This window comes from Blautia sp. 2227st1_G12_2227SCRN_220401 (assembly GCF_039062885.1).
GTDB lineage: Bacteria > Bacillota > Clostridia > Lachnospirales > Lachnospiraceae > Blautia_A > Blautia_A fusiformis.
The window spans coordinates 1-14,745 of sequence record NZ_JBCLNI010000026.1 but is presented as its reverse complement, the minus strand read 5'-3'; the positions used below and the strand labels follow the sequence as shown (position 1 = coordinate 14,745).

The following is a 14,745-nucleotide window of genomic DNA, read 5'->3' as shown; positions in this document are numbered from 1 at the left end:
AAAGGAATTACAAACATTGAACAAGAGAAACTACCAGAAAGAACTGGATAAACTGATTGAAAGAAACCAGAAAGAAGGGAAAACCCCCAGACTTTTTCTGCATGCCTGCTGTGCGCCATGCAGCAGCTATGTGATGGAATATCTGTCGCAGTATTTTGAGATCACGATATTTTTTTATAATCCCAATATCGCACCGTTGGAGGAATATTCACACCGCGTGGCTGAGATCCGCCGCCTGATCGGGGAGATGGAATTTGTCCATCCGGTAACTCTTATGGAGGGCCGGTATGACCCGAAGGAATTTTATGAAATGGCAAAAGGCCTGGAAGATGTTCCAGAAGGAGGAGAGAGGTGCTTTCGGTGTTACCGCCTGCGGATGGAAGAGGCGGCAAAGCTGGCGAAGGAGGGAGGATATGATTATTTCACCACAACATTAAGTATCAGTCCGCTGAAAAATGCACAGAAGATCAATGAGATTGGCGAGGAGCTGGCAGAAATCTATAAAGTGCCACATCTGACTTCAGATTTTAAGAAAAAGAATGGCTACAAGCGTTCTATTGAGCTGTCTCATGAGCATGCTCTGTACCGGCAGAATTACTGCGGCTGTGTATTTTCAAAGAAAGAAGCCATGGACAGAGAACGGCTGGTTACTGAGAACCGAGTGAACAGTAACAACGGCTGAAGACAGCAAACGTATAATTATGAAAAACTTTGCATTTTTATAAAAATATGTTACACTAACACAGAAAAGTGCAGACGTCCGGGAGACGGAGCTCGTGTATGTCCGGAGAAGATAGTTCTGCCGCAAAAAAGAAAAGTGAGGAAGAATCAATATGGCACAGTTATGGGGAGGCCGTTTTACAAAAGAAACGGACAAGCTGGTTTACAATTTTAACGCATCCATTTCCTTTGATCAAAAATTTTACAGACAGGATATCCGTGGAAGCAAGGCACATGTTGCCATGCTTGCAAAACAGGGGATCCTGACAGAGGAAGAAAAGGAGCAGATCACAGAAGGACTGGACGGTATCCTTGCAGACGTGGAAGCAGGCAAGCTGGAGATCACAGCGGAGTATGAGGATATCCACAGCTTCGTGGAGGCAAACCTGATCGACCGTATCGGAGATGCCGGAAAGAAGCTTCACACAGGAAGAAGCCGTAATGACCAGGTAGCTCTGGATATGAAGCTTTATGTCCGCGACGAGATCGATGAGACAGATAAGGAGCTGAAGGACCTTCTTCTTGCCCTGCAGAAGATCATGGAAGAGAATGTTCACACCTACATGCCGGGATTTACCCACCTTCAGAAGGCACAGCCGGTAACTCTGGCACACCATGTAGGCGCATATTTTGAGATGTTCCGCAGAGACCGTGACAGACTTTTTGATATCCGTAAGAGAATGAATACCTGTCCGCTTGGAGCGGGAGCACTGGCAGGAACCACTTATCCGCTGGATCGTGCCTATACTGCAGAGCTTCTCGGCTTTGATGCACCAACCAGAAACAGTATGGATTCCGTATCTGACAGAGATTATGTCATCGAGCTTCTCAGTGCATTTTCTACAATCATGATGCATCTGAGCCGTTTTTCAGAGGAGATCATTCTGTGGAATTCCAATGAGTACCGTTTCGTTGAGATCGATGACGCATACAGCACAGGCAGCAGTATCATGCCGCAGAAGAAGAATCCGGATATCGCAGAGCTTGTCCGTGGAAAAACAGGCCGTGTTTACGGAGCGCTGACATCTATTCTCACAACCATGAAGGGAATCCCGCTTGCATACAACAAAGATATGCAGGAAGACAAGGAGCTGACCTTTGATGCCATCGACACCGTAAAAGGCTGTATCGCCCTGTTTACCGGCATGGTTTCCACTATGCAGTTCAACAAAGCCAACATGGAGGCAAGTGCAAAGAGAGGCTTTACAAACGCCACAGACGCAGCAGACTATCTGGTTAACCACGGTGTACCGTTCCGTGATGCTCACGGCATCGTCGGAAGACTGGTCCTTCTCTGTCTGGATAAGGGAATCTCTCTGGATGAGCTTCCGCTTTCCGAGTACAAAGAGATCAGTCCTGTGTTTGAGGAGGACATCTATGAAGCCATCAGTATGAAGACCTGCGTGGAAAAACGTGTGACTCTGGGAGCGCCGGGACCGGACGTGATGGAGCAGGTGATCGCTCAGAATAAAGAATATCTTGAAAAAAATTAAGATAATGCTTGCATTTTAGGAAAAATTGGTATAGTATTTACAGAAAAGACAAATGTGTGCCATGGAGGGACACGAGATGAGGAGAGTTTTATTATGAGTGAAAAGCTTAAAGTCGGTATTTTAGGTGCAACTGGAATGGTTGGTCAGAGATTCATTTCTCTTCTGGAGAATCACCCGTGGTTTGAGGTGGTTACTGTAGCGGCAAGCCCGAGAAGCGCAGGCAAGACCTACGAGGAGGCTGTGGGCGGCAGATGGAAAATGGATACTCCGATGCCGGAGGCAGTAAAGAAGCTGGTTGTTATGGATATCCACGAGGTTGAGAAGGTTGCAGCTACTGTTGACTTTGTATTTTCCGCAGTTGATATGACGAAGGATGAGATCAAGGCGATCGAGGAAGAATATGCAAAGACAGAGACACCGGTTGTGTCCAACAACAGCGCACACCGCTGGACACCGGACGTTCCGATGGTAGTTCCGGAAATCAATCCGGAGCACTTTGAGGTTATCGAATTCCAGAAGAAACGTCTCGGAACAAAACGCGGCTTTGTAGCTGTTAAACCGAACTGCTCTATCCAGAGCTACGCTCCGGTACTTACCGCATGGAAAGAGTTCGAGCCGTATGAAGTAGTTGCCACTACATACCAGGCTATTTCCGGAGCAGGAAAAACCTTCAAGGACTGGCCGGAGATGGAGCACAACATCATTCCGTACATCGGTGGTGAGGAAGAGAAGAGTGAGAAGGAGCCATTAAGACTCTGGGGCAAGATCGAGGACGGCGTGATCGCTCCGGCTACCACACCTGTCATCACATGCCAGTGTGTACGTGTTCCGGTCCTCAACGGACATACAGCAGCTGTATTCGTTAAATTCCGCAAGAAACCTACCAAAGAGCAGCTGATCCAGAAGCTGGTTGAGTTTAAGGGACTTCCGCAGGAGCTTGAGCTTCCAAGCGCTCCGAAGCAGTTCATCCAGTATCTTGAGGAGGACAACCGTCCGCAGGTACAGATGGATGTAAACTATGAGAATGGAATGGGAGTATCTGTAGGACGTCTTCGTGAGGATACTGTTTATGATTACAAGTTCATCGGACTTTCCCATAACACAGTAAGAGGTGCCGCAGGCGGAGCAGTTCTCTGTGCAGAAACTCTGAAAGCGAAAGGATATATCCAGGCTAAATAAGAACTGGATCCTTTACAGGAAATAAAGAAAATCGTCAGAAACGGGATATCGGTTTTTCCGGTGTCCTGTTTTTGCGTATGTGGAAGGAACAAAGGAGATATGCGCAGAAAAGTAATTACTACAGTTGTGACATTTTCCACAACCACGGCTGCCATGAAAATGGAAAAAATGGCCAGGGAATCTGAATTTCCGGGAAGGCTGATCCCGATCCCTTCAGAGATCAGTGCCCAGTGCGGACTGGCATGGAAATGCGTGGAGCAATCAGAGGAGGAAACAGAAAATTTCCTGAAAAAAAAGGAACTGGCCTGGGATGGCATCTATCGTGTTCTGGTATAAAACGGATATTGTTTGTTGTATGTAACAAAACGGAAATTTTTGAAAATTTTCGCATTTTTATTGTTAAATAATTAGTAAAGTGTTACAATATAACAAGCAGATTTCCGGAAAGCGTGTTGCTGTGAACAAAGAAGCAGCAACAAAGTGCCACGCTTGCTAAAATATGTGGAGGTGCTATTTATGAACAGGGAGGATGTAGAGAAACTGTCAACCGCTGCGAAGGGTAAGATAAACTTACTGAACAGCAATTTCGGAAAATACTTTATGCGGGCGATCATGGCCGGATTTTTTATTGATGTGGCGATGATCTACAGTAACGTTGTTGGAAATGTATTTTCCAAGACATTCCCGGAATGGGGGAAATTCCTTGGAGCCATCGTGTTCTCTATTGCGGTCCTGCTGATCGCAATGGTAGGAGGAGAGCTGTTTACCGGTAACAATCTGGTAATGGCTTTTGGTGCGTATGACAAGAGCGTATCATGGAAAGATGTTGGCAAGGTCTGGGGAATCAGTTACATCGGCAATTTTGTGGGATGCCTGATCCTGGCGCTGATCTTTGTAGGTGCCGGAGCGTCCGGTACAGCAGATTATTTTGCCGGATTTATAAACGGAAAACTGAGTATTCCGGCAGGACAGATGTTTTTCCGTGCGGTACTTTGTAATTTCTTCGTCTGTCTTGCTGTTCTCTGCGGCATTAAGCTGAAGAGTGAGTCAGGCAAGTTCCTGATGATCGTGATCTGTATTTCAGGTTTCGTTGTCAGCGGATTTGAGCATTGTATTGCAAATATGGGTATTTTTACAGTTGCATTCTGTATGGTGCCAGGATTGTCTGTCGGCGCTATGCTTAAAAGCATGGTGATCGTAACACTGGGAAATATAGTTGGCGGAGGTGTGCTTCTGGCATGGCCGCTTAGAAAGATGAGTGCAGATAAATAGTATGGCAAAGGCTTTATACATAGCGGAGAAGCCCAGCGTGGCACAGGAATTTGCGAAGGCTTTGAAAATCAACGGTCAGAGAAAAGACGGATATCTGGAATCTGATGATTCTGTGGTAACCTGGTGTGTAGGACACCTGGTTACCATGAGCTATCCCGAAAAATATGATATCAAGTTTAAAAGGTGGAGTTTTGATACCCTGCCTTTTTTGCCGCGCGAATTTAAATATGAAGTGATCCCCGGGGTCAAAAAGCAGTTCGAGATCGTAAAAGGACTGCTGAACCGGCCGGATGTGGATACCATTTATGTGTGTACCGACTCCGGACGTGAGGGTGAATATATCTACCGTCTGGTAGCCCAGATGGCAGGAGTAAAGGGGAAAGTCCAGAAACGTGTGTGGATCGATTCCCAGACAGAGGAAGAGATCTTAAGAGGAATCCGTGAAGCGAAGGATATCTCGGAGTATGATAATCTGGCAGCATCTGCGTATCTCCGCGCAAAGGAAGATTATCTTATGGGAATCAATTTTTCCAGAGTTCTGACCTTGCGCTACGGAAGCAGTGTCACCAATTATCTCCATTCCAAATATCAGGCCATTGCAGTTGGGCGTGTGATGACCTGTGTTCTTGGCATGGTGGTGCGGAGAGAACGGGAGATCCGTGTCTTTGTGAAGACACCGTTTTACCGTGTCCTTGGCAGCATTGGACTTGCAGGCGAAAATTTTGACGGTGAATGGAGAGCTGTGGAAGGCAGCCGGTATTTCCAGTCCCCGTATCTTTATAAAGAAAACGGCTTCAGGAAAAAAGAGCATGCACAGATGCTGATCGATCAGCTGATGGTGAACCAGCCCCTTTCCTGTATTGTGGAAAAGGTGGAACGAAAAAAAGAAAACAAAAATCCGCCGCTTCTTTTTAACTTGGCGGAGCTTCAGAATGTGTGCTCAAAGCTGTTTAAGATCAGTCCGGACGAGACACTCCGGATCGTACAGGAGCTTTATGAGAAGAAGCTGGTGACTTATCCGAGAACGGATGCCAGAGTTCTTTCCACGGCAGTGGCCAAGGAGATATACAAGAATATATCCGGTCTTCGAAATTATCAGCAGGCCGGTGCTGCGGCGGCAGAGGTTTTGGGGATGGAATCCTGGAAAAGCATTGCAAAGACCAGATATGTGAATGACAAGCAGATCACAGACCATTACGCGATCATTCCTACCGGTCAGGGACTGAACGCGCTGGGAAATGTGTCTCTTACCGCACAGCGTGTGTACGAGACCATTGTACGGAGATTTTTATGTATTTTTTATCCGCCGGCCGTTTATCAGAAGGTGAGTCTTGTGACGAAGCTGGACGGAGAGGCATTCTTTTCATCCTTTAAGGTTCTCAAAGAAGAAGGCTATCTGAAGATTGCCACGAATTCTTTTTCGCGGAAAAGGGCTTCAGACAGTGAGAAAAACGGAAATGGAGAGGAAGACGAGGCTTCCTGTGATACTGTGCTCCTGGAGGCGTTGCAGAAGCTGAAAAAGGGTGATATACTTCCTGTGAACGGTTTGAGTATCAAGGAGGGTGAGACTTCACCGCCCAAACGATACAATTCCGGTTCCATGATCCTTGCCATGGAAAATGCAGGACAGCTGATCGAGGATGAGGAGCTTCGAGCCCAGATCAAGGGAAGCGGGATCGGCACCAGTGCTACCCGTGCCGAGATCCTGAAGAAGCTTTTTAACATCAAATATCTGGCACTGAACAAAAAGACCCAGGTGATCACTCCAACGCTTCTTGGGGAAATGATCTTTGATGTGGTAAATTGTTCTATCCGGCAGCTTCTGAACCCGGAGCTTACGGCAAGCTGGGAAAAGGGGCTCACCTATGTGGCAGAGGGCAGCATCACGGAACAGGAATATATGGACAAGCTGGAGCATTTTGTGCGGGTACGTACCCGGCAGGTGGAGGCAAGCAATTATCAGTATAACCTGCGGCAGTTTTTTGATGCGGCCGCTGTAAACTACAGGAAGCCGGAGCGGGCTTCCGGACAGGGAGGAAAGAGATCATCATGATGAAAGATTTTACTATCAGCAATATGCTGGATCTGAATGAGACCATTGCAGCAGAGCTTTTTGAGGGAAAAACCTATCCGTGGGAGGTTCTTCCGGAGATCGGAGATTTCATTATTAAGCTGGGAAAAACACTGGATCCTTCTGAATATGAGGAGAAGGGCGAAAATGTATGGATCGCAAGATCCGCTACAGTTGCGCCGACTGCAAGTATCACCGGACCGGCTATCATTGGCAGAGACGCCGAGGTGCGCCACTGTGCATTTATCCGCGGCAAGGCTATCGTTGGTGAGGGCGCAGTTGTGGGAAATTCCACAGAGCTTAAGAATGCAGTGCTGTTTAACAAGGTTCAGGTTCCTCATTATAATTATGTTGGAGATGCTGTGCTGGGATATAAGTCCCACATGGGTGCCGGATCGATCTGTTCCAACGTAAAATCAGACAAGAAGCTGGTTGTCGTAAAAGACGGGGATGAAAAGATCGAAACCGGTCTTAAGAAATTCGGAGCGATGCTCGGAGATCATGTTGAAGTCGGATGCGGTTCTGTGCTGAATCCCGGTACTGTGATCGGACGGAATTCTAATATCTACCCGCTGTCACCGGTACGTGGATGTGTTCCGGCGGATTCCATTTATAAAAATGCAAAAGAAATTGTGAAGAAAAAATAGTTTTTCTTTGTTTTTTGAAATAAGTTCTGCTTGGTAAGCAGCGGAAGGTTCGAGGAGGGGAAGCACTCACAGTTGCGAAGGCCGTCTCCCCTCCTCGAGCTCCTCCCCTCCTGGCCACGCAGGGAAGCCGCACTTTTTTGAGAGTGTGGCTTTTTTTGATGGGGCGATGGATGCGACGGTATTGTTTGCGAGAGGCTGTGCCGATCGGGTGAGAGGGGGACGGAAGGCGGCCTGCGTAGCAGGCCTGTTCCTGGATTGATGAATGAATAGTTTGACTTTTAGATGTGGTAAAACAGAACATACAATTATAATCGGCACAGTGATAAATGGGTGATAGAAGTGGAATACAGGACCGAACCAGGAGTGTTACATTATGAAGGGGCCTGGCCGAATTGCGTGCCCGGAAAGAGGGGTGCCTGAGGGGAGAAAAACGGGCTTCGCAACTCTGAGTGCTTTCTCCCCTCAGAACTCCCCACTGGAAAAGTGCAGAACTGAAATCTCAAAACTTTTCACATACAACACGCACATCCATATAAGACAATAAGAAAAAAAGAATTAAGACAGAAATAAAATCTGTCGAAGTATGACCAGTCCCATAATATGGACTGGATAAAACCAGTAAAAGAAATATTTTGCTGCTTTTCCGCGGATGAAGCCTCTTTTTCCATTGTACAGGTTAATGGACAGAAAGGCGAAACAGGCTCTCCATTCATAGTAAAGCCAGCAGCTTCCGAGGATTGCCTGGCCTGGCTTGTCGTTTCGCATATAATACATGATCAGCAGGAAGATATATCCCCGCCATCCATAGTCTGCTTTCAGAAAAATGGAAACAACAAGCAGCCCCAGGATGCAGAAAAGCTGTATCGAAGGTCTGGTCTGGAAATATTCGATGGCACAAAAGGCCAGATATCCGAGAAAAAGCGTGAAAAACACATTCTGTCTTTCATAATGCAGCGTATTTGTAAACATCAGATTCCACGGAATTTCTGAGAGCAGTGCAAAAAGAAGGAGATTTCTCCCATAGCGGAACCGGCTCCGTGTATGCCGGAAGCCTTCCAGCAGGAGAAAACAGAAGATGGGAAAAGCAGCTCTGCCGATATCGCGGAAAATAAGATATACAGTATATTCTCTGCCGAAAAGCGTAAACAGGATTTTCTGTGCGGGCTGATACATACTGAGCAGTACAGCTCCGATATGATCGATCAGCATGGTGATAACAGCGATCATTTTCAAAGTACTTCCGCTGAGAACACGGTATTTTTCTGGAAAAACAGAATCCACAGATGCATTCATGAAAAATATACCTCCAGGGTTAAACTTGCTAATATATTATCACATACATATAGCAGTTGCCAGAAATATTTGACAGTTAGGCATGCAATACTGCCGGAATAACTACCAATATTATGCGTTTTATGGCAAAATTTTATCAAATATGACTGGACGAAACAAAGGTTTTGTGAGAAAATAGCCATAGGGTGTTATCGAACTTTTTTTCTCAATAACATCGGTCAATCTATACTTGAAAGGAGTTTTAAAATGATTTATTCACGCGAAGTAGAAGAAATGTGTCCAGTGGCACAGGGCGTACATCATGGTGCCGCTCCGATCCCGGAAGAAGCAAAATGGGTTCAGGCAAAAGAAGTAAAGGATATCTCCGGATTTACACACGGTGTTGGCTGGTGTGCTCCGCAGCAGGGTGCTTGTAAGCTTTCCCTTAACGTTAAAGAGGGAATCATCCAGGAGGCACTTGTTGAGACGATCGGATGTTCAGGAATGACTCACTCTGCAGCTATGGCTTCTGAGATCCTTCCAGGACTTACCGTTATGGAGGCGCTGAACACAGACCTTGTATGTGATGCAATCAATACAGCTATGAGAGAGCTTTTCCTTCAGATCGTTTACGGACGTTCCCAGTCTGCATTCTCCGAGGACGGACTTGCAGTAGGAGCTGGTCTTGAGGACCTTGGAAAAGGACTTCGTTCTCAGGTTGGTACAATGTATGGAACTCTGAAAAAAGGACCTCGTTACCTTGAGATGGCTGAGGGTTATGTTACAGGTATCGCTCTTGATGAGAACGATGAGATCATCGGATATCAGTTCGTAAGCCTTGGAAAAATGACTGACTTCATTAAGAAAGGTGATGACCCGAACACAGCATGGGAGAAAGCAAAAGGTCAGTACGGTCGTGTTGCAGATGCTGTTAAGATCATCGACCCAAGAAAAGAGTAATTACACTTCGTAAGGTAAAAATATCAGGAGGTTACAGGAAATGGCTTTATTTGAATCATATGAGAGACGAATTGACAAGATCAATTCTGTTTTAAACAGCTATGGAATCGCTTCTATCGAAGAAGCTGAGAAAATCACTAAAGACGCAGGACTGAACGTTTACGATCAGATCAAAGGCATTCAGCCGATCTGCTTCGAGAACGCTTGCTGGGCTTACACAGTAGGTGCAGCTATCGCGATCAAAAAAGGCTGCAGAAGAGCCGCTGACGCAGCAGCAGCTATCGGAGAAGGCCTTCAGGCTTTCTGTATCCCGGGATCCGTTGCAGACACACGTAAAGTAGGTCTTGGACATGGAAACCTTGGAAAGATGCTTCTTGAGGAAGAGACAGACTGCTTCTGCTTCCTTGCAGGACATGAGTCCTTCGCAGCAGCTGAGGGTGCTATCGGTATCGCCGAGAAAGCAAACAAAGTTCGTAAAAAACCTCTTCGTGTTATCCTGAACGGTCTTGGAAAAGACGCTGCTCAGATCATCTCCCGTATCAACGGCTTTACATATGTAGAGACAGAGTATGATCCATATAAGAACGAGGTTAAGGAAGTATTCCGTAAATCCTATTCAGAGGGACTTCGTGCAAAAGTTAACTGCTACGGCGCTAACAGCGTTCCGGAAGGTGTTGCGATCATGTGGAAAGAGGGCGTTGACGTTTCCATCACAGGAAACTCTACAAACCCGACTCGTTTCCAGCATCCGGTAGCAGGAACATACAAAAAAGAGTGCAACGAGAAAGGTAAAAAATACTTCTCCGTTGCTTCCGGCGGTGGTACAGGACGTACACTTCATCCGGACAACATGGCAGCAGGTCCTGCTTCCTACGGTATGACTGATACACTTGGACGTATGCATTCTGACGCTCAGTTCGCAGGATCTTCTTCCGTACCGGCTCACGTAGAGATGATGGGTCTTATCGGCGCTGGAAACAACCCGATGGTTGGTATGACAGTTGCTGTAGCTGTTTCCGTACAGGAAGCTGCTGACGCTGGCAAGTTCTAATAAAACCTTTTTAATTAAAGAGTCAACAAACCTTGAAAGTACCGTAGTTCCAAGGGCTGCGGTACTTTTCTTAATTTTGATCGTAAAAAAGAAGATGTAATTTGAGTCAGTGTGAGAAGTCTTGAAAATGGTAAGATAGGCAACAGGTAGGTAACAAGTAGGTAACAGAGCGAAGGAAACAAAAAGAAGAGCCGATCACAGCCCCTTTCATTGATTAAGAATTAACGATATCATCAATCTTCTTAAGTTCTTCATCTGAAAAATCAGTATGTCCGATTATCTTGATATTATCAAGAATCTGCTCAGGTTTTGAAGCTCCAATTAGGACACTTGTTACTTTATCATCTTTTAGAATCCAGCTAAGAGCCATCTCGGCAAGCGTCTGTCCTCTTTCCATAGCAATTTCGTTAAGTGCCTGAATCTGGGAAAGCTTTTCTGATGTAAGTGCAGTCTCATTAAGGAATCGTCCGTCAGTGGCAATTCTGCTATCAGCAGGGATACCATTGAGGTAGCGCTTCGTAAGAAGTCCCTGTGCGAGAGGAGAGAAAGCTATGATACCTTTTCCAAGCTCATAGGCAGTGTCCTTAAGCCCGTTATTCTCAATTGTTCTGTCAAAGATAGAATAACGGTTCTGGTTGATTACGAAAGGACATTTCAAATCGGTTAGGATTTCTGTAGCTTTTTTAAGTGTGGGACCATCATAATTTGAAAGACCTACATAAAGGGCTTTTCCACTTCGAACGATAGAGTCAAGAGCACCCATAGTCTCCTCAAGTGGTGTCTCAGGATCCATTCTGTGATGATAGAAGATATCGACATAATCAAGTCCAAGTCGCTTAAGACTCTGGTCCAGGCTTGCAATAAGGTACTTGCGGCTTCCCCAATTGCCATAAGGTCCTTCCCACATATCAAATCCGGCCTTTGTGCTGATGAGCATTTCATCTCGGTATGGATGAAGTTCTTCCCTGAAAAGCTTGCCGAAATTGCGTTCTGCACTGCCATAAGCAGGCCCATAATTATTGGCAAGGTCAAAATGAGTGATTCCATTGTCAAAAGAGGTAAAGCACATCTGCTTCATATTTTCGTAGATACTTGTATCACCAAAATTGTGCCAGAGTCCAAGTGAAACAACAGGCAGCTTCAAGCCACTTTTACCGCAGCGGTTGTAAACCATTGTGTCGTATCTTTTTTTGTCTGCAATGTACATGTGTATATACCTCCATGATTATATCTTTCTGCTACACTTAGGATATCATATTTTTTCTTCAATTGCATCCAGCTCTTCATTTCAGCCTCTGTTTTCGCTGTATGCGTTACTGTTCACACGATGTGCGACCAGCAACGCATCTCGCCATTTTAAATTGCCTTTGGCGATGGGGCGAGATGCATTCAAGCCAAAACATGCATCCTCCGTGTCAATCAGCGAAGTGATTGACACGGGAGTGAACAGTAACCTGTATGCTACTGCAATTTCTCCAACAATTCCAGATGAAGTTTCTGCACCTTAATCTTTTGTTTTTGTATATTCACTCTTTGAGTGGACTTTCCTCCTTCGATTTTCTTTAAAGCTTTATGCTTCATAAACTCTTCTTTTATATAGTTTTTTCAAAACAACTATAGTAATATAGAGTTATCACAATCTTAGCTTTCTACTATTCAACGGTTCCTTTTCGCCATATCCAGTGGGGTGGGTAAAGATGACCCAATAAGTGAATGTAATTGAAGAAATTAAAAAAAGGACTATTTTTTATGAACAATATAAAAGAAAGAATAAAAATATTTTCAGGGGCGCAGCTTAAATACATTGCTTTTCTATCTATGCTTATCGATCACACAAACAAAGCGTTAATCTATCCGAATTTGGATGGAGGAGCATTGAATCGGTTGAGTGACTTTTTTGATATTTTAGGAAGAATCGCATTTCCAATATTCATCTTCCTTCTCGTGGAAGGCTATTTCCACACAAAAAATAAATGGAAGTATTTAATTACACTTCTTGTATTTGGAGTAATATCAGAAATTCCTTTTGATATGTGTACAACAGCTACATTTTTTGAAGCCAACTGGAACAATATTATGTTTACGTTAGCCTTGGTGCTTGCCATGATCTGGCTGATTGATGTACTCAAGGAAAAGATGGCAGCATTGCCGAAAGCTTTATGGTATTTCGTATCATTTCTCATTGTGGCAGTATTGTGCTTTGCTGCAATGAATCTGGGATTAGATTATGAACACCATGCGGTGCTGATTGGATATTTCTATTATATTTTTCATGACCGACAGGCACTTGCGATTCCATTTTCCTATCTTTCCATGTTCAAAGAACCATGGGCTTTGCTTGGATTTGGCCTGACACTTACTTATAATGGAGAACGTGGAAAACAGAATAAGTGGTTTAATTATCTTTTTTATCCAGTACATTTGCTGATTTTAGGAATTATAAGAATGTGTCTTAAGATTTGAATATGAAATTTAAAAAAGGACTTTTCTTTTAAAATGAACGAAAAGTCCTCTTTTTGCGTAGATGACTGTTATTTCACAGCCCCTTTCTTTGTGTCTAAAGAAAAATAGAACAAATCAGTCTGAGAACGCATGAAAATTTATGCGTAGCTTACAGATAGCTTACACGTAGCTTACATTTTTGGGGAATTTGTGAAATATTTCTTGGAGAAATTCATAAAATAAATCAAAGCGGCAGGGGAGATACTGAGAATATTCATGGAAGCGCTTGTGAATTATATTAAACCGGAATTGCTGATCACAGCAATCGCTTTGTATTTTATGGGGATCGCACTGAAGGAGGCTCAGGCTGTGAAGGACAAATATATTCCGCTGATATTGGGGTGTGCAGGAATCCTTATATGCGGAATTTATGTTTTTGCTACCTGTTCCTGTAAAAATGCACAGGATATTGCAATGGCAGTATTTACATCCACAACACAGGGAGTCCTGGTGGCGGGGCTTTCTACATATGTGAACCAGCTGATCAAACAGCTGGAAAAAGATGAATAATGGATTTTGTAAGGTAGTTTCAGATACTTGCAGCAGCTGCAGGAATTTATGTGCCAGAAGAAAGCCGTTCAGAACAGGATGCAGGTAATTGGCGGAAATGCCATAATTGAGAGTAGGAGAAAATATATCATAAAAAGGAAGGATACATCATGCATGAGCAGATGTATCCTTCCTTTTTGAATTGGTTATTTATGCATTTTTCAGTGCCTGTTCCAGATCTTTGATAATATCATCCACATTTTCGATACCGATGGAAAGACGGATCATTCCAGGAGAAACTCCTGCTTCAACCAACTGCTCGTCGTTCATCTGGCGATGTGTATGGCTGGCTGGGTGAAGGACCATAGTGATGGAAGCAGCAACATGAGTTGCGATGGTGGCAAGCTTCAGACTGTCCATAAAACGGACTGCTGCATCACGGCCACCGGTCAGTTCAAAGGAGATAACGCCGCAGGTACGGCCATCCTTCATATATTTCTGAGCCAGTGCGTGATATTTATCCTCCGGAAGTCCTGCATAATTTACATGAGAAACCTTTTCGTGTGCGTTTAGGTATTCTGCGATCTTCTGGGCATTGGAGCAATGGCGTTCAACACGCAGTGGAAGCGTTTCCAGGCCGAGGTTCAGAAGGAAGCAGTTCATCGGAGACGGAATAGAGCCCAGATCACGCATCAGCTGGGAAGTAGCCTTAGTGATGTAAGCTTTTTTTCCAAACTGCTTTGTATAGACAACACCGTGATAGGATTCATCCGGCTCTGTCAGACCGTGATATTTATGGCCATAGGCATCCCAGTCGAAGTTACCGCTGTCGACAATGGCGCCGCCTACCTGAACGGCATGCCCGTCCATATATTTGGTGGTGGAGTGGGTAACGATATCTGCACCCCACTCGAAGGGACGGCAGTTTACCGGTGTGGCAAAGGTGTTATCCACAATAAGAGGTACGCCGTTCTGGTGTGCAACGTGTGCAAATTTCTCGATGTCCAGGACGACCAGAGCCGGATTGGCGATGGTTTCTGCAAAAAGAACCTTTGTGTTCGGTTTAAATGCGGCAGCAATCTCTTCTTC

The 14,745-nt window shown here is 44.9% G+C and carries 14 protein-coding genes; 11 read left to right on the top strand and 3 right to left on the bottom strand.

Annotated features, from left to right (window positions below):
• Positions 1-16: 16 nt before the first annotated feature.
• The 7 genes from ABCM67_RS12600 to ABCM67_RS12570 all read left to right on the top strand — a co-directional run bounded on the left by ABCM67_RS12600 (position 17) and on the right by ABCM67_RS12570 (position 7,382).
• The gene (locus tag ABCM67_RS12600; protein WP_173739925.1) at positions 17-682 is read left to right on the top strand and encodes an epoxyqueuosine reductase QueH; all 666 of its coding nucleotides are present in this window, start codon (positions 17-19) and stop codon (positions 680-682) included.
• Positions 683-833: 151 nt separating this feature from the next.
• Complete coding sequence (gene argH / locus ABCM67_RS12595) at positions 834-2,213, top strand: argininosuccinate lyase (RefSeq protein WP_015525719.1); 1,380 nt, start codon at positions 834-836, stop codon at positions 2,211-2,213.
• Between the two features lie 93 nt (positions 2,214-2,306).
• Entirely contained in the window at positions 2,307-3,392 is a 1,086-nt protein-coding gene (gene asd / locus ABCM67_RS12590) for an aspartate-semialdehyde dehydrogenase (protein WP_302415558.1), read from the top strand.
• A 99-nt stretch (positions 3,393-3,491) separates the two neighbouring features.
• Positions 3,492-3,728, top strand: a complete 237-nt coding sequence (locus ABCM67_RS12585; RefSeq protein ID WP_279030647.1) for a DUF3343 domain-containing protein — start codon at positions 3,492-3,494, stop codon at positions 3,726-3,728.
• A 180-nt stretch (positions 3,729-3,908) separates the two neighbouring features.
• Positions 3,909-4,664, top strand: a complete 756-nt coding sequence (locus tag ABCM67_RS12580; protein WP_173740673.1) for a formate/nitrite transporter family protein — start codon at positions 3,909-3,911, stop codon at positions 4,662-4,664.
• A gap of 1 nt (position 4,665) precedes the next feature.
• On the top strand, positions 4,666-6,717 hold the full coding sequence (locus ABCM67_RS12575; protein ID WP_215638509.1) for a DNA topoisomerase: 2,052 nt from the start codon (positions 4,666-4,668) through the stop codon (positions 6,715-6,717).
• Positions 6,714-7,382, top strand: coding sequence for a transferase (locus ABCM67_RS12570; RefSeq protein ID WP_021651109.1), 669 nt, complete (start codon positions 6,714-6,716; stop codon positions 7,380-7,382). Before ABCM67_RS12575 ends, ABCM67_RS12570 begins: the two co-directional genes overlap by 4 nt.
• 555 nt (positions 7,383-7,937) lie before the next feature.
• Here ABCM67_RS12570 and ABCM67_RS12565 read toward each other — a convergent pair.
• Positions 7,938-8,675: a TraX family protein gene (locus tag ABCM67_RS12565; RefSeq protein WP_147603620.1), complete on the bottom strand. Its 738-nt coding sequence runs from the start codon at positions 8,673-8,675 to the stop codon at positions 7,938-7,940.
• A gap of 246 nt (positions 8,676-8,921) precedes the next feature.
• On the opposite strand from ABCM67_RS12565, the gene ABCM67_RS12560 reads away from it, so the two are divergent.
• Both ABCM67_RS12560 and ABCM67_RS12555 read left to right on the top strand, forming a co-directional pair.
• Positions 8,922-9,614, top strand: a complete 693-nt coding sequence (locus ABCM67_RS12560) for a hypothetical protein (protein ID WP_015525726.1) — start codon at positions 8,922-8,924, stop codon at positions 9,612-9,614.
• Between the two features lie 40 nt (positions 9,615-9,654).
• On the top strand, positions 9,655-10,665 hold the full coding sequence (locus tag ABCM67_RS12555) for a GGGtGRT protein (RefSeq protein WP_015525727.1): 1,011 nt from the start codon (positions 9,655-9,657) through the stop codon (positions 10,663-10,665).
• A gap of 214 nt (positions 10,666-10,879) precedes the next feature.
• On the opposite strand, the gene ABCM67_RS12550 is transcribed toward ABCM67_RS12555, so the two are convergent.
• Positions 10,880-11,872, bottom strand: coding sequence for an aldo/keto reductase (locus ABCM67_RS12550; RefSeq protein ID WP_092069272.1), 993 nt, complete (start codon positions 11,870-11,872; stop codon positions 10,880-10,882).
• Between the two features lie 542 nt (positions 11,873-12,414).
• On the opposite strand from ABCM67_RS12550, the gene ABCM67_RS12545 reads away from it, so the two are divergent.
• Both ABCM67_RS12545 and ABCM67_RS12540 read left to right on the top strand, forming a co-directional pair.
• The gene (locus ABCM67_RS12545) at positions 12,415-13,128 is read left to right on the top strand and encodes a TraX family protein (RefSeq protein ID WP_021885873.1); all 714 of its coding nucleotides are present in this window, start codon (positions 12,415-12,417) and stop codon (positions 13,126-13,128) included.
• 255 nt (positions 13,129-13,383) lie between these two features.
• Positions 13,384-13,677: a phage holin family protein gene (locus tag ABCM67_RS12540; protein WP_092069275.1), complete on the top strand. Its 294-nt coding sequence runs from the start codon at positions 13,384-13,386 to the stop codon at positions 13,675-13,677.
• Between the two features lie 189 nt (positions 13,678-13,866).
• Here the strand turns inward: ABCM67_RS12540 and ABCM67_RS12535 are convergent.
• A partial coding sequence (locus ABCM67_RS12535; RefSeq protein WP_342992899.1) for a PLP-dependent transferase occupies positions 13,867-14,745 on the bottom strand: 879 nt, incomplete at its 5' end.